This window comes from Streptomyces achromogenes (assembly GCF_030816715.1).
Classification (GTDB): domain Bacteria; phylum Actinomycetota; class Actinomycetes; order Streptomycetales; family Streptomycetaceae; genus Streptomyces; species Streptomyces achromogenes_A.
The window spans coordinates 8,841,260-8,858,947 of the sequence record NZ_JAUSYH010000001.1; the positions used below are offsets into that span (position 1 = coordinate 8,841,260).

At 68.4% G+C, this 17,688-nt stretch carries 14 protein-coding genes and 3 pseudogenes; 7 read left to right on the forward strand and 10 right to left on the reverse strand.

The genetic code is table 11. The annotated features are described in order from the left end of the window. Positions 1 to 697 precede the first annotated feature (697 nt). From QF032_RS38850 to QF032_RS38870, 5 genes are all read right to left on the reverse strand, one after another. Entirely contained in the window at positions 698 to 1,297 is a 600-nt protein-coding gene (locus QF032_RS38850) for a tellurite resistance TerB family protein (RefSeq protein WP_307059793.1), read from the reverse strand. A gap of 485 nt (positions 1,298 to 1,782) precedes the next feature. Further along, a complete protein-coding gene (locus tag QF032_RS38855) occupies positions 1,783 to 2,334 on the reverse strand; it encodes an EF-hand domain-containing protein (RefSeq protein WP_307059794.1) in 552 nt (183 codons plus the stop codon). Positions 2,335 to 2,475: 141 nt separating this feature from the next. Continuing rightward, a complete protein-coding gene (locus QF032_RS38860; RefSeq protein WP_307059796.1) occupies positions 2,476 to 4,800 on the reverse strand; it encodes a molybdopterin-dependent oxidoreductase in 2,325 nt (774 codons plus the stop codon). Between the two features lie 882 nt (positions 4,801 to 5,682). Beyond that, a complete protein-coding gene (locus QF032_RS38865; protein WP_307059798.1) occupies positions 5,683 to 6,585 on the reverse strand; it encodes a trypsin-like serine peptidase in 903 nt (300 codons plus the stop codon). A gap of 416 nt (positions 6,586 to 7,001) precedes the next feature. Beyond that, positions 7,002 to 7,364, reverse strand: a complete 363-nt coding sequence (locus tag QF032_RS38870; protein ID WP_307059800.1) for a hypothetical protein — start codon at positions 7,362 to 7,364, stop codon at positions 7,002 to 7,004. 806 nt (positions 7,365 to 8,170) lie between these two features. On the opposite strand from QF032_RS38870, the gene QF032_RS38875 reads away from it, so the two are divergent. From QF032_RS38875 to QF032_RS38890, 4 genes and pseudogenes are all read left to right on the forward strand, one after another. Further along, entirely contained in the window at positions 8,171 to 8,647 is a 477-nt protein-coding gene (locus QF032_RS38875; RefSeq protein WP_373430442.1) for a hypothetical protein, read from the forward strand. A gap of 70 nt (positions 8,648 to 8,717) precedes the next feature. Next, a complete protein-coding gene (locus QF032_RS38880) occupies positions 8,718 to 8,987 on the forward strand; it encodes a hypothetical protein (protein ID WP_307059802.1) in 270 nt (89 codons plus the stop codon). 293 nt (positions 8,988 to 9,280) lie between these two features. Then, complete coding sequence (locus QF032_RS38885) at positions 9,281 to 9,490, forward strand: DUF6308 family protein (RefSeq protein ID WP_307049407.1); 210 nt, start codon at positions 9,281 to 9,283, stop codon at positions 9,488 to 9,490. Between the two features lie 113 nt (positions 9,491 to 9,603). Beyond that, positions 9,604 to 9,714: pseudogene (locus QF032_RS38890) on the forward strand (DUF6308 family protein); the annotation flags it as partial. 566 nt (positions 9,715 to 10,280) lie between these two features. Here QF032_RS38890 and QF032_RS38895 read toward each other — a convergent pair. After that, positions 10,281 to 13,451: an NACHT domain-containing protein gene (locus tag QF032_RS38895; RefSeq protein ID WP_307059804.1), complete on the reverse strand. Its 3,171-nt coding sequence runs from the start codon at positions 13,449 to 13,451 to the stop codon at positions 10,281 to 10,283. Between the two features lie 283 nt (positions 13,452 to 13,734). On the opposite strand from QF032_RS38895, the pseudogene QF032_RS38900 reads away from it, so the two are divergent. Together QF032_RS38900 and QF032_RS38905 are read left to right on the forward strand one after the other, a co-directional pair. Then, positions 13,735 to 13,824 (forward strand): annotated as a pseudogene (locus QF032_RS38900) (IS5/IS1182 family transposase); the annotation flags it as partial. A 401-nt stretch (positions 13,825 to 14,225) separates the two neighbouring features. Next, the gene (locus tag QF032_RS38905; protein ID WP_307049411.1) at positions 14,226 to 14,444 is read left to right on the forward strand and encodes a hypothetical protein; all 219 of its coding nucleotides are present in this window, start codon (positions 14,226 to 14,228) and stop codon (positions 14,442 to 14,444) included. Between the two features lie 87 nt (positions 14,445 to 14,531). On the opposite strand, the pseudogene QF032_RS38910 reads toward QF032_RS38905, so the two are convergent. Continuing rightward, positions 14,532 to 14,687: pseudogene (locus tag QF032_RS38910) on the reverse strand (IS5 family transposase); the annotation flags it as partial. Between QF032_RS38910 and QF032_RS38915 the strand changes: the two are divergent. Continuing rightward, a complete protein-coding gene (locus QF032_RS38915; RefSeq protein ID WP_307049413.1) occupies positions 14,665 to 15,153 on the forward strand; it encodes a DUF3885 domain-containing protein in 489 nt (162 codons plus the stop codon). The pseudogene QF032_RS38910 and the gene QF032_RS38915 overlap by 23 nt on opposite strands. A 36-nt stretch (positions 15,154 to 15,189) precedes the next feature. On the opposite strand, the gene QF032_RS38920 is transcribed toward QF032_RS38915, so the two are convergent. The 3 genes from QF032_RS38920 to QF032_RS38930 form a co-directional block, all read right to left on the reverse strand. Next, positions 15,190 to 15,998, reverse strand: a protein-coding gene (locus tag QF032_RS38920; RefSeq protein WP_307059806.1) for an IS5 family transposase whose coding sequence is annotated in 2 segments (ribosomal slippage) — positions 15,190 to 15,648 and positions 15,651 to 15,998 — 807 coding nt in all. Because the reading frame shifts where the segments join, the coding sequence is not laid out codon by codon here. Positions 15,999 to 16,207: 209 nt separating this feature from the next. Then, positions 16,208 to 16,930, reverse strand: coding sequence for a peptidoglycan recognition protein family protein (locus tag QF032_RS38925; protein ID WP_307059807.1), 723 nt, complete (start codon positions 16,928 to 16,930; stop codon positions 16,208 to 16,210). Between the two features lie 90 nt (positions 16,931 to 17,020). Continuing rightward, on the reverse strand, positions 17,021 to 17,341 hold the full coding sequence (locus QF032_RS38930; RefSeq protein WP_307059809.1) for a hypothetical protein: 321 nt from the start codon (positions 17,339 to 17,341) through the stop codon (positions 17,021 to 17,023). Between the last annotated feature and the right edge of the window lie 347 nt (positions 17,342 to 17,688).

Sequence of the window (17,688 nt, forward strand, 5' to 3'; positions counted from 1 at the left end):
CAGGTCAAGAGCGGTTGTGGCGGAAGGGCCGGGGCCTTGTCTCCGGGGGGCCGGTGCAGCGTGTGACAGACGCGCGTGACGATGCCCCCTGGACGACGATCCCCTTGGGCAGGTCTGGTCGCGCGCTGAGCTGCGTGCCTCGGACGCTCCCGGCCTGCGCGCCGACGAGGACTCAGGCGGAGCGGAGAGCCGACAGCTGAGGGTGTGGTGGAACGGGCCACAGCGCCTCTGAACTCCGCTCCGTCATCGACGCGTTAAAACTGCGCCGCCACAGGACACCCAGCGGCCTCTACTTCCACCAAGGCGAACACACCGTCTCGGACGCCACGTTGCGCATCGCGGCCACACACTCGCAAAGCCAGGGCCAACGGTCATCCTGGCTGCCCTGGAACACCTCCGCCGCCACGACAACCCCCGCTGGACCAAGGACGCACCTTCGGCGAGGACGCGGCCCAGGCCCGGCGGCACAACGCTCCGGTGGTCGCGACGGCCCTACGCGATGGCGTCCGCGGCGTCGTGTGGTTCGCTGGCCGGACCAACACGGCCAGTGGTCGACGCGCTCAAACCGGCCCGGAAGCATCCGCGTCATCCCCGGTATCCCTTGACCGAACCCGGACGAGTCCGGAGAACTCCGGGGCTGTGCCGGCGGTCTGGTTGTGGCTGGGCCACGGCTGTGGCTGCGGTTGTCGGGCCGTGGTCAGAGCTGGAACTCCGCCGGCGACACGCCCAGCACACCACAGGCCTCCCGGAGAATCGCCTGTTCCGCCTGGGAGAAGTGGCCGTCGGCACCGGCGATGACGATCCCGGTCTGGACGACCGCGCGGGCCTCGGTAGGCTTCTTCGCGGCCTTGGCGATCTCCTGCAGGGCCTCGGCCCTGCCCTGCGGGAAGTTGCGGGTGAGCTGGTCCACATGCCGGTTGAAGCGCTGGCGCAGCTGGTCCGGCGGAAAGTTCTGCAGCACGTCGTTGCTGAGGATCATCGACTCCATCTGCTGGCGCTCGGCGGCGTCCACATGCCCGTCCGCCGCCGCGACCAGGGCGCACATCGCCATGCTGGCGTCCCGGTACGCACCGCTCTTCAGCTCCGTCTTCAGGGAGCCGAGCTGTGTCTTCAGCAGGCCCACAAGCTGGGCCTTCGAACCGCCCCGCGAGCTGCCGTGCGAACCGCCGGCCGCCGAGGCGCCATGGCCCCCCTGGCTGCCGTGACCGCCATGGCCTCCGGCCGCGCCGTGGCCGCCGCCCTGGACCTGCTGTTGCAGCTGCTTGGCCTGGTCCTTGAGCCGGTCGAACAGTGCCATTGACGTCACCTCGGTATTCGTCGGGTCATGCATGCTCATTTGATCAACGTCCACCCCCGGGCAAAGGTTCCGCAAAGGCGCGGAGGATTGAGACGCCGGCGGAGGGGGTTGCCCGCGCCACGGCCCGATCGAGGCCGACGGCCGAGGGGATTGATCAATAGCCCCTCTGATCAGGACATCAGTCAAACGACCCTCAGCCGCGTGCACCTTTCGGTACGTGCGTCCTCCACTGAGTCGGCGTCAGCTCACCGCTGCCGTGTACCCATCGCAGACCCGCGCGGCCCTTCGGTCGGGAAGGGCTTCACGGTGCGGGTCACCGCGCCGCTCAGCGTCCACTGTGCGGTGTTGGAGGCGTGCGCCGCCCTCGCCGCAGAGGGGGCGCCCGGCCGGCCGCAATGCTTACCAGGTAAATGCAGACCGGGCTGCCGGCCAGTTCCCGGACGTACCTCTTCTTGCCGGCCTTCTCCGCCGGCGTGGTGGGGCCGTCAGGCGGGGATCCTGCCGAACAGGTGGTTGGCAGGAGCGTTGGGGTCGTTGCCGTAGAAGAACTCCGTGACCGCCTGGTGGAACTCGGCGCGGTCCAGCGCACCGGAGCCGTCCTGGTCCAGAGCGGCGAAGACCGCGGCGCAGTCCTCGCCGGGAACATCGGCGACCGCGCCGAACATCTGCTTGAACTCGGCTTGATCGATCTTGCCGTCCGCGTTGAGATCGACCAGGTCGAAGAAGCAGTTGGTCACCGGCTCGATCTGTTCCGGATACAGGGCTGGGTCGGTCAGGACCCGTCTGAATCCTTCGGTCATCTCTCGCAGGTCGACCTTCCCGTCGCCGTCCTGGTCCATGGGGGCGATGACGTTGGTCCAGAACCCGTCCATCCCGTCGGTGAGCAGACGGGCGGTCGTCGAGTCCGGCGCGACGCTACGGGCACCGATGTAGCGCTCGCTCATCATGCGAACATCCCGATGGGTGATAAACCCGTCGCCGTCGACGTCGGCGCCCCTGAACCACTGGGCGTACTTGAGGTCTTGAAGTGCAGTCACGAACACGTACGGTATTCACTCCATCACTCAGACACAAACGGGCTCGTGGAGAGCCTGTCTCTCGGCGGCCCGGGCCGGCCTGCCGCGCACGTGACGGTGGCGGACCACAAGGCGTGCACGCAGAGGGAAGAGGGTTTCGTGTCAATGCTCGAGGTCTGGCGGTGAGAACGCCTGCACCTCGGGAAGCGGATCGTCGTAGCGCTCCACATCGACCAGCGCACTGAGCGCACTCGGCCCCTGGGACAGGCGCGAGCACGGTCGATCCGCCGTGAGAACGTTCGGATTGCCGTGGCGGTCCAGTGTTCCGCTCAGGCCCGGCCGGACCGGATCCCACCACGCTCCCGTGGACAGTTGCACGACGCCTGCCATGACGTCGTCCGACAGGACCGCGCCCGCCAGACAGCTGCCCCGATCGTTGTAGACGCGTACGATCATGCCGCTCTCGATGCCCCGCGACGCGGCGTCCGACGGGTTGATCGTCACGGGCTCACGGCCGTGGATCTTCGAACTGAGGCTGTGGCCACCGTTGTCGTACTGGCTGTGCAGGCGTGAGGCGGGCTGATTCGAGATCAGGTGCAGCGGGAACCGGGCCGACAGGTCAGCATGAAGCCACTCCACTGGCTCGTACCACGTCGGATGCCCGGCGCAGTCGTCGTAGCCGAACGAGTCGATCTCCTCGGAGAAGATCTCGATCCGGCCCGACGGAGTCGGCAGGGGGAAACGCTGTGGATCTGAGCGGAGCGCCTCGAAGCTGCCGGGGAACGGTCCGGTCAACGCCGGTAGGGCAGCGGTGGAGTTCCGCCAGAAGTCGTCGAAATCCGGCAAGGCGGCATCGCCGCCGAGCTCGGACCTCGTCTGCTCGTAAAGGTGCCGGACCCATTCGAGCTCGGAACGCGACTGGGTGAACTCCTGCTCGTATCCGAGCCGGGAGGCGAGGGCGGCGAAGATCTGGTGGTCAGTGCGCGACTCGCCCTCCGGCTCGCGGACCTTCGGCATCGCAACGAGGTGGGGGTCGCAGAATCCAGCGGCGAAGTCGTCGCGCTCCAAGGTGGTGGCGACGGGCAGGACGATGTCAGCGAACTTGGCCGTGGTGTTCCACCAGGCTTCGTGGACCACCACCGTGTCAGGGGTCTGCCAGGCGCGGGTCAATCGATGCAGGTCCTGATGGTGGTGGAACGGGTTGCCTCCGCACCAGTAGATCAGGCGGAGCTCGGGCAACGTGAGGCGCAGGCCGTCGTAGTCGATGGTCTTCCCCGGGTGCAGCAGGGTGTCGGCGATCCTCGCGACCGGGATGAAGTCCGCAACGGGGTTGGAGACCTTGGGCACTGCCGCCACGAAAGGGCGGCCCGGGGCGACGCCGGTCGCGTCCATCGTCGCGTAGCCTGCGCCCCAGCCGCAGCCGGGCCGGCCCATGGAGCCCGCCATGGCGGCCAGCACGACAGACATCCAGATCGGTTGTTCGCCGTGGTCCGCCCGTTGCACCGCGTAGTTGACCATGATGAGGGAAGGCTGGGTGGCCAGGCGGCGGGCGAGGTCGGTGATCGCGCCGCGGCTGATGCCCGTGATCTCCGCTGCCCAGGCGGCGTCCTTGGGGATGCCGTCGAACTCACCGCCGAGGTAGGAGGCGAAGCGGTCGAAGCCGACGCAGCACCGGCGGAGGAAGTCCTCGTCGTGCCACCCGTTGACCAACATCGTGTGGGCGATGCCGAGCATCGCGGCGGTGTCGGTGTTGGGGACGACGGGCAGCCACTCGGCGTCGAGGAAGCCGGCGACGTCGCTGCGGATGGGACTGACGTTGACGAACCGCACCCCGGACTCACGGCACCGGCGCTGCAGGTTCTGCGTCTGATGCCTGGCCAGCCCCCCGGGGTTGATCTGGCTGTTCTTGAGGGCCAGCCCTCCGAAGGCCACGACGAGCTCGCAGTTCTCGGCGATCTCGTGCCACATCGGCATCCGGGACTGGTAGCTCCACGGGTGCCCGCCGATCACATGGGGGAGGACGACCTCCAAAGCTGCGGTGCTGTACGTGTTGCGAGAGTCGGTGTATCCCCCGCCCAATGCCAGAAACCGTTGGAGTTGACCTTGTGCGTTGTGGAAGCCGCCCGCACTCGCCCAGCCGTAAGATCCGCCGAACACCGCGCTGTCTCCGTGCTGTGAACGAACTCGACGCAGTTCATCGCTCACCAGCGTGATCGCGTCGTCCCAGCTCACCTCCACGAAGGCGTCCGCGCCTCTGGCCGTGTCGTGGACACGGGGCAGGCCGTTCAGCCAGCCTTTGCGTACCGCGGGGCGCAGCACGCGAGCGTTGTCGTCGGCGGCTGTCACCATTCCGGGGCCGATAGGTGACGGCGCCGTGTCATCACCCCTCGGCTCAATTCGTACCAGCCGGCCGGAATCGACCACCGCGATAAAGCTGCCCCAGTGCGTGGCAACCGACATGCGTCGTTCCACGTGCATCAACTCCATCCCTGAAGTTTCCGCTGCCCTCGGAGAACGGATGTCGGTCGACGGTCCGCGGGACAGAGACTTCCCCTATGGCCCGCTGCGCAATCCCGCCGGTGGGCGCGATCGCCATCGGCCGCACAGAGCCCCGACCGACTCGACTCGCATCAAGGCATCTCCGTCGGCAAACGATTCGTTTGCCGACAGGCGGTCGACGCGTCCAATGAACCCGTTTGCAGTCCGGGGGTTTCCGGCGGAGCGGGCATCCGGGTTCGCAATAGACGCGAAGTGACAGATCTTGTCCGTGCAGCATCTATTCGTCAGCCAGCCTCCGCAGCCGCCCAGCCACACCCCGCACCAGAAGGTGCGCCCCACGTGGGTCCGGCGAAACAACTCGAGGCCGAGCGCATCAGTGGGAAGTTCGGACTGGTTCTTCGGAGCCGACGTTGTCGAGCACCGCGGTCTTCACACGGCGGAATCCCTGTCCATGATGCCTCCGGTTCAGAACCGTACTTGCTCCAAGGCGAGGGTACAGATGGCCACCGACAACGGCCCCGGCGAGGGTTCCGCTCCAGGACGCCACCGCAAGGGCACTGACGGGACATCCGCCTTCTTGCGCAAGGGGAGGCGCACGGTGGTGCACCCGGAGCCGGGTGGCGTGCGCGGTGATGCGGAACTCCAACCCCCTGTTCCTGTACTCCTTCAAGGTCCTGGCCCGATGCCGGCACGCCAACGGACACTGACGAGCTGGAGCGGAACTGCACCAGGATCCGTGCGCGGACCGCCCTCGGCTACCTGGTCCAGGGCAGACCGACAGCGGACCAGACCCGCCGGCGGCCCCATCTGCCCGTTCTCAGCTCCGCCAGGTGAGTTGCCGACCAGCCTCCGGGCCCGGGGACGGACCGTTCAGCCGCGCTGGGCGGCGTCGTAGACGGCCCGCGCGGTGCTGTCGAACGTCGGCCCGTACATCGGGGTGCCACCGCCGTGGCCCTCGCCGTGGCTGTTGACCGACACCACGGTGCCCTTGCCGGTGGCGGAATCGAAGCCGGCGAGCCAGGGACCGCCGCTCGCACCGCCGCCGAGGTCGCACGGGACGCGGTCCTCGCCCTCGGGGGCACGCTGAGAGGTACCGGCGCAGTACAGCAGCTCCTCGCCTCGCTGGGGAGTGGTCGCCGGATAGCCGAAGGCGGTGACCCGCTCACCGGCCGAACGGCCGAAGGCGACGTTCTGCGCCCCCACCGCGTCGGTGAGCCGCTTCCCGTACGCCGGGGTGGCGACGACCATCGCCGCTACGTCATTGACGGTGTCCTCGGCCCAGGAGCGCGGTGTCATGGTCGCCTTGACGGCGTAGCGGCCATATGGAGTCTTGCCCTTGACATAGCCGGGGACGAAGACGATGTCGCTGTAAGTATTGACCGGCGAGGAGCCGAGGCGCGCACAGTGAGCGGCGGTCATGATCACTGAGTGGTTGCCGCTGGTGACGACGCTGGCCGTGCACCAAGTGTCCTGCCCGCTCGAATCGACGAAGAAGAGCCGGCCGATGCTGGGGATGGCCTTGCCGGTCCAGGGCTTGCTGAGCGGACCGGTCGGCCCCAGGTCGACGGCGCGGCTGACCTGCTTCATGCGCGCGGGCGTCCAGTACGAGAGGGCTCCGGTTTGATCCGCCGCCGAGTAGGTGACCGTACTGACCTGACCGGTTGCGGCGGCTGCGGGCAAGGCCGGGGCCGCCAGGGGGCTGGCCAGGGCCAGCAGTCCGGTGGCGAGACCGGAGACGGTGCGGCGGGCGCCTCGGGACGAGCTGGGCGACATGAGTGTCCTCGGATGATCGGGATCGGGTCTTCACCCGGAAGGACGCGATTCCGGCGAGTGGCGTGCATCCGCTGTTTGATCTTTGTTGTCACGGCCATCTCGTCCGGAGTGGCAGGGGCGACCGGGCCAGCGCCGCGGCCGTGGTCGATCAGCCCCCGGACGACCTGGGCACCGTCGACCTGCACCAGACGCCCCCGACCGACCCTGCTCGGGCGCGCGGCGCACATCCGCGAGGCGTGAGCTCACGTCGTGCGCTGACCGGGCGGGCACGGCACGGCACCTGACCGTGGCAGACGGTCCGGCCGCGGCAGCGCCTTCTCGGTCGCAGGGACTGCCGTAGGCGGCAGAGGGCGGGTGCGCAAGGCCCCGCCGCCGGGTGTCCGGGGCGGGGCGCTGGAGTGGCTGGGGTCGGGTCGTCAGTTGCCGCGGATGGCGTAGACGCTGATGCCGACGGTGCTGGAGGCGCTCTGCCTGCCCAGGGCGATCCAGCCGGTTCCGTCGGGAGTGGGGAAGCTGCCGACGAGGATCGCGTCGTTGCCCTGAGCTTCGGCCCCGCCGCCGACGACGTGCTTGCCGGGCGGGCAGTAGACGGTACGGCGCTGGAAGTTCGGGACGTTGTCGTTGGGCAGCGTGACGATCTGGTGGCCGTCGACGACACGGGTGTGTGTGCGGGCTTGGTGGAGGGGGTGTGCTCGGGGGCTGCCAGGGCGGCCCCACCCGGCTCCGGCGGCGAGGGTGAGCGCCACTGCGCCGGAGATGAGAGCCGTCTTTGCCCGCATGCGTCTCCTCCTGGTCGTGCGGGCGCCTGTGCTGGTGTCCCGTCACTGGTGCAACGGTGCCGGGCGTGGGAGGTGCAGGCCGGGCTGTTGCTGGTCAAACGTCCTGATCGCGGGATGTGGGTACGTGGGGTGCGTGAGAGGCGCGGGCCCCCGGGATGATGCAGACGGTGGCCGGGATGGGGGCGGCGGGATGGTCGATGACCGACCGTGCCGGGGAGGCCCGGCCCGCCGGAGGGAGCGTGCTGGACCGGTGGCCGGGGCCGCCGCCCGCCAGGCCTGGCTCGCGTCCGGCAATCGCTCGATCTGACGTTCAGGACTCTCGCCGCACCGCCGAGGGGAACCACTTGTCCGCTGCGGACATGGGAGCCCTGAGCACGCTCGACCCCCCAACCACCGAGCGTCGGACCGCTGACATCGCTGCCCCGTCGTCATCCCTGGTAACGCGGAACGAGCGCCGCGTGACTTCCTGGGTGACGCCGACAGGCAGGACACAGACCGTGCGCCGGCGGCCGGACCCCGACCGACGGCCTGTGTCCCCCTGTCCGGCCACCCCGAACGGTGTGGCCCATTCCCGGTGGTGCAGCATGTGCTCAGCTATCGCCTTCCCGTGAGGGGACGTCATGCGCTCCACCCACCGCCTTGCTGTGCCCATGCTGCTCACCTGCCTGTTCCTGGCGGGCTGTTCGCCGCTGGACGCATCGGACCCGTCCGCATCACACGCTTCGACGCCGACAGCCTCCGCGCCAGGTGCCGCAGGGTCGGGGCGTTCGATCGCGGTCGGCGCCGGCCCGCAGAGGAAGTACACGGTGCAGCAGCAGCCTGCAGCGGGCAGTTGCCGCTACCGGTATGAGAAGGGGGAGCCCCTGCCGGACGCAGAGTGCACCCCGGGTGCGATCTCTCCGGCGGTGACGCAGGCGAACCTGAAGTCGACGATCTGCCGCAAGGGCGGCTACACCTCCGGTGTCCGGCCCTCCGCCTACGTCACCGGCAAGGAGAAGAGGCTGGACGCGGCCTCCTACGGCTACACCGGTCGTATGGGGGACGCCGAGTACGACCACCTGATCAGCCTGCAGCTCGGCGGCGACCCCAACGACCACCGCAACCTGTGGGTCGAGCCCGCCGACCCCGGCCACCGGGCGGGCTCCGGGGTCAACAACCTGAAGGATCCGGTGGAGACGAAGCTGCATACGGCGGTCTGCTCGGGCAGGATCACGCTCGCGCAGGCGCAGCAGGCGATCGTCACCGACTGGACCACCGCCCTGAGCGTCCTGCACCTCAGCTGACAGCCCGCAGGCGGCGGCGCCCGGCCGAACTGTCCTGTCATGGGGCGTTGTCATCGCCGGGTATCTGCGGGTGTCGCAGGTGCTGCCCGCCGAAGGCCCGTCGGGCGAAAACGACGCGCCCGCCGCGGCGTGCACATCCTGCTGGCGGGCGCGGGACACCCCCGGCGTCCTCGTCCCCGCGGCCCTGACCGACCAGCTGGCCCGGTTCGGGCTGCCGGCCCGCCTCCCGGAGGAGTTCCATACCGTCCGCGGCTTCGCCGTCGACGACCGCGCCCCGGCCGTAGACGCCTGGTGCGGTGAAGACGTCAGCAAGGCCCGATGCGCAGGAGAGCAGCCATGACGGACGCCTCCATCTCCTGGATGCCGCTGCCCGTGAAACCACCCGGTCAGGCTCTCGCCCACATCGTCTCTACGGTGAACGCGGCCGGGAATGCGGCCTTGCGCGCCGCTTACCTCGATCGTCGGCTTGTCGGGGAGCCGCTGTGGTGCTCCTGGTGAGGGGACCAAGCTGGAAGGTTACGAAGGACGGAGTTCTCCTGGCCGTTTCCACCCCAGCTTTCGGCGTTTCTGAGGGGGCATTGTCGCCGTTGGAGCAACGGTTGCGTGTCTCGCTGAGTTCCGAGCGCGTTGTCGGTGACCTGCGGCGATACTTCGGCCATAGGCATACCGCCCGGCGGGACGCCGTTCACCGGCAGCCGGTTCGAACATCTGGCTGGTGGGGGAGACCGGCCGGAGGTTGCCGACCGGTTCACGGCGGAGGACCTGATCACGGTGCAGACCTTGTCGGTCACCCTCGCGGTGCCGGTCGCGCTGGACATTCTGGAAGGCCGCCTCGGCACGTGACCGTCCGCGCTGCTACACGCCATTGCCAAGGACATCGAAATGACTGATGCCGATGTGTCCGTCCTGGGCGACGACTCGCCGGCGGACCAGGCCAGGCATAGCTCCTTCGTAACCAGCCCGAGGTCGGATGGGTGATCGCGGGCAAGCTCCTGGCCCGCAAGCGCCCGCGCCTGCTCCCGGTCTACGACCGCGTCGCCCGCTGCGCCGTCTGGCTCCGCACATGATCGACCCGGCAGCGGCTACTCGGCGGAGTGCGGGCCCGCCTTGCCTGTGAACGGGAAGAGCGGATAGCCCTCCGTGCATTGGCCTCCGGGCGGGTGGTACGGCCAGCCCATCCCGAACCGGTACAGCAATGTCAGGGCGATGACAGCCGCGAGCGGTGCGAGCCACATGGCTGCCCGACCACCCCGAAGGAGCCACCTTCGCTGTGCGAGTTGGAGAAGAAGCAGCAACAGAGTCATGCAGAGCCACACGACAGGCAGCGTCATCAGCAGCCCTACGTTGCCGCTGGCGTCGTTCCCGAGGGGACAACTCGCCCACGACCGAACGGTCCACACTGTGCCGCCGTACGCGCCGAAGGCGGCGAGGGCGGGAGCCGGCAAGTACCAGCCGAACCCCGGGGCAGAAGCGGGCGCCCCGTCTTCCGCCCTCGACACGTGCATCCCTGCGCCTCCCCCGCTAGGCATGTTCCTGCTCGCAGCTGGTGAGATACGGCCTCTCGTTTCGCTCGCCGGGTTTCCTCGGCTTGAACGCTGGCGGTTGTGTCTCCAGCCTGGCCGGCCCCGTCTGCTCACTCCGGCGGGCCTGTGGCCGGATCGTGGTGGCGCGCGATCAGGGCGCGGTCTTCCGCCGATACGAGGGCGTGCACCAAGGGTCGGTGGGACGCCAGCGCATGGGACAGTGCATCGAAGACGGAGACCGGCAATGGCTGCACCCTCTCGCTGTCACTGAACATGAGCTGAATGAGCTGTGCGAGAAACAGCAGGACGTCGTCGTGTGCGTCGCCGGGGACGCGCCCCCTGTCCTGGCCGAAGGCCGTGAGAAGGGCGTGCACGGCCGACACCAGCTGGGGGTGGCGCATGTCCATCAGCAGCCGCGTGCCCTGGAGCGCCCGCTCGTACAGATCGCCGAGCTCCGTGTCGCTCATGGTCGTGCGATCGGCCAGCAGTAGTTCGAGCAGGTCGTGGGCGAGCGACGAGGCCGGAGCACCGTCGACCGGACTGAACACGGTCACAGCCTGGCCGAGCCACCGGAACACCGGGTCCAGGACATGCCGCATCACCGAGTCGTTGGTTCCGCCGGACACGGCCGTCTTGTGCCACAGCTCATCCCAGTACGACCGTGACCAGCCTGGGCCTGCGCTACCTCGCGGATAGCGGAAGTGCCAGTTCATGTCGAGCGGCTGCGGTGGGGTGCCCGGCTCGGAGCGAAGCGATATCTCCAGGGCCCGGCCCTCGTCGTCCCACGTGTGATGCACGTCGAGAGACAGAGCGAAGTCCGTCCACTGGCTCTCGTTCATCGCCGAGCGCCACAGCAGGCAGTGCCGGTGCCAGGCACCCGGCGGGTCCGCGGAGCCTGGGAACAGCTCGGCGGCGGAGCAGCGCTCGGCGAACAGCACCGTCAAGAGCACGAGGTTGGAGCCGTACAGGCCGTGGCGTGTCGTGGTGCGCAGCAGGGCGGGCCGGTAGGCCGGGTGCTGGTCGCCGGTGCGCGTCGTGTGCTGGGTCAAGACCTGGATGAGGGTCCGGGTCAGCCGGCGCCGTTCCGCCGCGGACAGCCTGCCGGTCAGCGACCGCGCGAAGCGCAGCATCTGCCGCGACGCCAGGGAGGTGTAGGAGAGCAGCGCGTAGGCGAGGTCGTCGTCGATGCGGGTGTCCCCGAGGGAAAGCGCGGGGCGGGGTGCGAGCAGGTCGGTGAGCAGATGCAGGGTGAGGCGCACGGCCAGATACTCGCCGAAGGTCGCGTGCAGGAACTCGTAGGTGGCGAGTACCTGGCCGTCGCGTACTGACTGGGCTCGCTGGACGAAGAAGAAGCGGCCGAGCGCTGTTTCGGCGGCGGTGAGCGGGGTGCGGAATCCCGGTGGCCGCACCGTCTGCCTGCCCAGTACGGCGGTCAGGTCCTGCTCGAGTTCGTCGGCCGACACCCACTGGCGGCCCCGGTTCAGCTGGGCGAAGGCCACGAGCGACAGGCGTTGCAGTTCCTGCTCGACGAGGGCTGCCGTGTCCTCACCGGGGAGGGCATGGAGTGTCGTCTTGCCGACCTCGCGTCGGGCGAAGGAGGACAGCAGCTGCTCGTACAACTCGGTGACGTCGAAGTCGTCGGCGCGCCGCAGAGCACCCTCGGCGGCGTCGTACAGCGCGAGCATCGTCAACAGCAGTGGCTGGGCGGCGAGTTCCGCGTGCCGTTCGAGGTGCTGCCAGGTGAGCGGGCCGCGGCCTTGCGCCGAGAATCCGGCCGTGTTGGCCTCGTTCCACACCGTCAGCCAGGTCGTGATCTGCTCGGCGCGGAAGGGCTCCAGGCGCAGGACGACCATGCCGGTGGGGTATCGGGCCCGGTCGGCCACGGAGGTCCGGCTCGTCACCAACGCCAGCACGGGCCGCCCTTGATCCGCCTCACGCCGCTGGAACTGGGACACGCGCTCCAGGAAGTTGGTTTGGTGGACGCCGGTCGTCTGCAGCAACTCGTCGAAGCCGTCCAGGAGCAGAACAGGGGTACTGCCGCCCGCCGCGCGCACCAGTTCCGGCCAGCTGACCCGTTCGCCGGTGGAGGCGCGGATCGCCTGTTCGATCTGGTCCTGCAGTTCGTCCTCCACCCGGACGTCCCGCAGCGGCACGCGCACAGGGAGGAAACCGACGGAGGGGAGCCGTGCGGCGAGAACCCGGGTGAGGACGGATTTACCGGCACCGGGCTGCCCCAGGATCAGCAGGGGCGCCTCGGCGAGCTGAGGAGAGGTGAGGGCTCCGGCCAGGTAGCGGGTGAGGTCTCGGCGGACGAGCAGTCGATCCCACCACTCGTGGTCGGCCGGAGCGGCCTGCCCGGACACGGCACTGACGCGGAAGTCCGGGTCGAGGTAGAGGTCCTGAAGGGTAGGGATCCGGATGCCGTCCGGCGCCGATGTGGCGTCCAGCACCGGGTGGGCGAACGCCGCCCGGTGAGCGCGCGCCAGCGCGGAGGCCACGTCGACCGGCGGGCGCAGCGCCTCGCTGGTTCGGGTGAGGAGAGTCTCGATCCCGGACAGGGCACGGCCGACGTCTGTGTGGATCGCCTGCTGCGCCACATGTGTGACCCAGAAGCCGAATTCGGGTGCCTCCTTCGCGAGTTCGACGTACAGACCCTGGTATCGCTCAAGAGCCGCGCTCGGCAGGTCATCCATGAGAGCCGCATGGGCCCGAAGGCGTCGCAACGCGTCCATGTGCTCCCAAAGAGCAAGGCCTTCCAGGAAACCGTGGAACCTGCGGGCGTAGTCCGCGTAACCCGCGAGCAGCATCGCGGTGAGCGCCGGAGCCGGTATGTGCGGTGCCGGGCATGGCAGGTCCGTGGCGAGCAGCAGCGACACCAGGTCCGATGCCTGGGGGGCCGAGCCCGATTCGGTTCGGGCGAGGCCGAGTTGCTCGTCCCGGGTCAATTGCACCTCGGAGAGGGTGAACGGAAGCTCCAACTCCTCCACCGCCTCGAAGAAGGCCACCACGACGATGACCGTGTGCGCCGCGCGCAGCACATCGGTCCGCTCCGCACGCCCCTGGGTACGGTCCAGACGGGCGCCGACGCCGCGGATCGCGTCGCGTCCGAGGCCGAGGAGGCGTCCGTTGGCGTCGGCCATGCCGATCACCGTGCCGCTGACCCCGCCGGTCGCCAGATTCAACGCCCCACCGAGCGCCCGATCCAACGCCGCCAGCCGCGGCGGCTCGGCACCCAAAAGCATCAACGCGTCGGCGAACGCCAGGAGTCTGCGTGCCACCATGCCCCCACTTCCGCATCTGTACAGGCTCGGCCGAGGCCGACGCTACCGCCCGCCCGTCGTCCCGTCGGTATGATCGCGAAGAAAGCGAAGAACCGCGAAGCGGAGTGCTCAGCATCACCCAGGAGCTCGGCTACCACGTCGCTCCGCTGGAGGCGTACCTGCGCCTGGTGATGTAGGCGACGGTCTGCATCTGGTATCAGGCCGGACCCGTCGGCCATTCCCCGGTCGGCGTGAACGTGCGGTAGATCCTTGCCACGGCCCGAACCCGCGCTGGGTGAGCCCCCAGATCGCTACCGGGTTCGGCATCTCCGTCGGCACCGCGCGCGCCTACGTGGCAGCCGTCATCGACATGCTGGCCGACGTAGCGGTAGGCCGTCGTGTGCCCACGCTGAATCCTTCTGCAAGCTGGGCATACGCATGACCCACCCGAAAATGGGTGAGTGTGAGCAGGCTTGGCGGCCGGACGCGGTCTCTTGGTCGAAAACCCATCTACCAGGGGCTTCACCACGTTGTGAGGTCAACCACGCAGCTGCTGCGGCAAGTTGAAAGGCATCTGTGCGGCAACTGAGCGTCCTGGTTGATCATATTCGATGCGGCGATGGCTGATCGGCTCGAGGTCGACTACCAGTGGTTGCAGCACTGGTGGTCAACCGCGTTGAACCGGCCCGACCCGCTGGTGGTCACGCCCCGGTCGGCCCCAGGAAATCAGAGGCTGCGGGTGGTCTTGACGCCTGCCCTGCGGTGCGGTGCCATGGCCTTGTCGAAGGAGGGGCCGTGGCACCCGATGGGTACGGTGACGCCGGGGACCGTGCTGGTGAGGGCGGCGGTGACCGGCCGGACAGCTCACCGGATCCGCACCGTCCGGGACCTGCGGACAGTTTCTGGGTGGGGGTGCTCGTCCTGATCGTGGTGGTACTCCTCCTGACCGTCCTCGTGGCCCACATGGACTGGACTCCTGGAGACCCGACCAACAACATGCCGCCCTACAAGTGACACTTCCGGCGCCAGCGTGAGCCGATGGCCCGACGGTGCCGCCGCAGTTGCCGGCTGAGAGGACCTTCCGGTTGAAGACGGGATAGTTCATGGGTTGTGCCAAGTTATGGGCGTTTCTCCGGTCGCTCGTTTCGCGAGGTTGGAGATCATCGCGAGGCGGATCATGCTCTCCGAGTGAGCGGGTTTGGTCTCGTAGTCCCGGGCGAGGCGACGGTGCATCATGATCCAACCGAAGGATCTCTGGGTGCGCTTCCACAGCCTGCCGGAGTCGAAGCGATACGCAGAGGACGAGAGCGAATACGCCGTCGTCCTGGAGCGGTATAACACTGTCCTCGACGAGTTGTTCGCCGGTGAGGGGGTCTACGTGATCACCCCAGTTTGGGCGACAGAAGCCGAGGTTCCGCCATCCCAGCCAGACGATGGCTACTGGCAAACCCTGCTGGTCGAGGACGATCCAGACCCGGAGTTCCGCACCTACTGCCATCTCTTCGCCGCCCGCCGGTCCTGGCGATACGGCTGCCTCGACGAGCTGCTCCGTGACATCGCCGACGACAAGGTGGCGGGAATCCTCATCACCGACACCCAGATGCGACGCATCTACCACCCCTACGACGGCGGCGCCGATGTCTTCCTCCCTACGCCCGGGGAACGGGATCGAATGCGCGATCGGCATGCCGACTGGCTTTCCAGCCACCCTTCGGGTCTCTGACGGGACGGGCTCACCACCGCGCCCGCGTAGCCGGATTCAGGTAGTCAGCCGACGGAAGCAGATGCGGAGTGCCGCTATGCCGACGAAGGCGAGAAAGTGTTCGGCCTTGCGCTCGTAGCGTCGGTGGAGCCGTCGGCAGCCGGCCAGCCAGGACACTGTCCTCTCTACCACCCATCGGTGGTGGCCGAGCCGCTGTGAGGGCTCGACGCCTTTGCGGGTGATGCGGTGGCGGATGCCACGGCTGAGAAGCCACCGACGCAGATGGTCGTAGTCGTACCCCTTGTCGGCGTGCAGCTTCGCCGGGCGCCGGCGGCGTGGGCCGCGACGGGAGCGGATGGGCGGGATTCCGCGCACGAGCGGCTCCAGGCCGAGGCTGTCGTGCATGTTCGCACCGGAAATGCCCAGAGACAGCGGCAGTCCGTTGCGGTCCGTAATCAGGTGGATCTTCGATCCCGGCTTGCCACGATCGGTCGGATTCGGTCCCGTCAAAGGCCCCCTTTTGCAGCCCGGACACTGACCGAGTCGATCGCACACCGCGACCAGTCAAGCTCACCCCGGGCACCGAGTTCGTCGAGCACGACCCGATGCAACCGCGCCCAGACCCGTTCCCGGTTCCACTGGGCGAAGCGCCGGTAGACCGTGGGCCCGGCCGGTCCGAACACCGGCGGGAGCTGACGCCAGGTACAGCCCGACGTCGCCACGAAGATGATCGCGGCCAGAGCCTCACGGTCACCGGCCCGGCGCCGACCCCCACCCTGCGGACGCTTCACCTCAGTCGGCGGCACCACCCGCCGGAACAGCACCCACAACTCGTCCGGCACCAACCGCTCAACCAGATCCGTCATGCACGGTTCAACGAACCATGTCGCCAAAAGAACCGATGCCTTATGGGCCGCTCTTGGGGCAGCCTGCCCACGAGTTTCCGGAGCGGAGACCGTCGCCGACGTCGATCACACCGTCTCCGTACGGATGCGCTGACCAGCTTTGCGGAAAAGGTTGGTGCTGCAACTGACACCGAGATCGACTCGGCGGACCTTGGACTCGTCCCGACTTGTCAGCGTCGGCGCTCGACTGCTACCGGCTCGGCATCCGGCCGGGGGGTGGGGTGTGCGTCCTTGAAGTGGTCGTACGCCACCTGTGCCGCGGCCAGGACCTCGTCGTAGATCCGGTCCATGTACGGGCCGGCGCAGACGGTCGAGGACCAGTGGTGGTGGTAGAAGAGGTTGCTCCTGCTGGGGCGCTCGCCGATCACCTCGGCGAAAAGCCAGCCGGCGAGACGTGCCGCGTTCTTCCAGGTGGCCTCGCCGACCGTCCAGTTGGGCGCGAGCGTCGCGTTCGCCATTTCGATGCTGATCGAGCTCTGGTTGCCGGCCGTGTTGCCCACGGCCCAGGCGTACTCGTTCACCTTGACGTACTGAGCGACGGCGCCAGCGGCGTCCACGTCGAAGTGGGCCGAAGCCGGACGTACCGTCCAGACATCGAGCACATCCTGGTGCGAAAGCCGGCCGGCGTTGTGGTGCAGCGTGACCGACGTCTTCTTGTACGACGTGTGGGTGACGTGGCCCGTCGCGCTGAGCTCGTCGATGAAGTTCGCGACGGGACAGTCGTAAGGGATGGTGGCGGTCGCTTGCGGGCCGGCTCCCGCGTCGTCCTCGGCGCAGCCGACGAAGTCGCTCTCCGGAAGGTCGTCAAGGTTGTCGGTGCCGGGTCCGTCGCCGGTGTCGGTCCTCTCGATGGCCGCCTTCACGTCCTCGTCGCCGACGTTCTTCTCGGGCATGACGCCGTCCTTTCAGTTGCGCAACTTCGCGTCACAGATGATCCGGGGGCCGGACGAGGAGGAGATGCGGCCCGATGGCCATGAGCCGGGTCAGGTACGGCCCATCAGGCGTCGGCCCGCGCGCGCCGTATCCGCGAACTGGGCCCACGGGACCAGATGGTGGTCGAGCGGGACGGTGCCGTCGACGACCACCTCGGTGACCAACGACGGCTGCCGGCTGTCCGCGGGGTCGAGCGAGTGATGGGTGTCGAACCGGACCATGACCCTCTCGCCGGCGGGCACGTCGACGCTGTACGAACCGTCGGCGCTGGCGCTGGCGCAGGCGATGAGCGCGAGGTCGGGGCGGTAGACGCTGACCTTGATCATGGAGATCGGCTTGTCCCCGGTGATGGTTCGCACATGCCCGTGCACGCGAGTCTCCTCTCGGGCGCGGCCGGAGTCGACGAACGCAAGTCTGGTTGCAATACCAATTTCTGAGATGCCGTTCAGGGCGTCTGATTCCAGGTTCGCCCCGTGTGCAAACCCTGTCAATTTCGGTCGGCGCGCGCGTCCGCACTGGGCAGCGCCTCCGGCCTCACACCACCCACTTCACAGAGTCCGATGGCAGCCGCCCTGGCCATCTCGGCGAGGTGTTGGCCCCCGCTGCGACGTGAGGCCCCACCCCATGGCACGCCGCGGCGCCGGTGAGACGTGTGCTGCTCGGTCGTGGGCAGCACGACCGGGAGCGGTGTCACTCGTAGGGGTTCCGGAGATGGTGA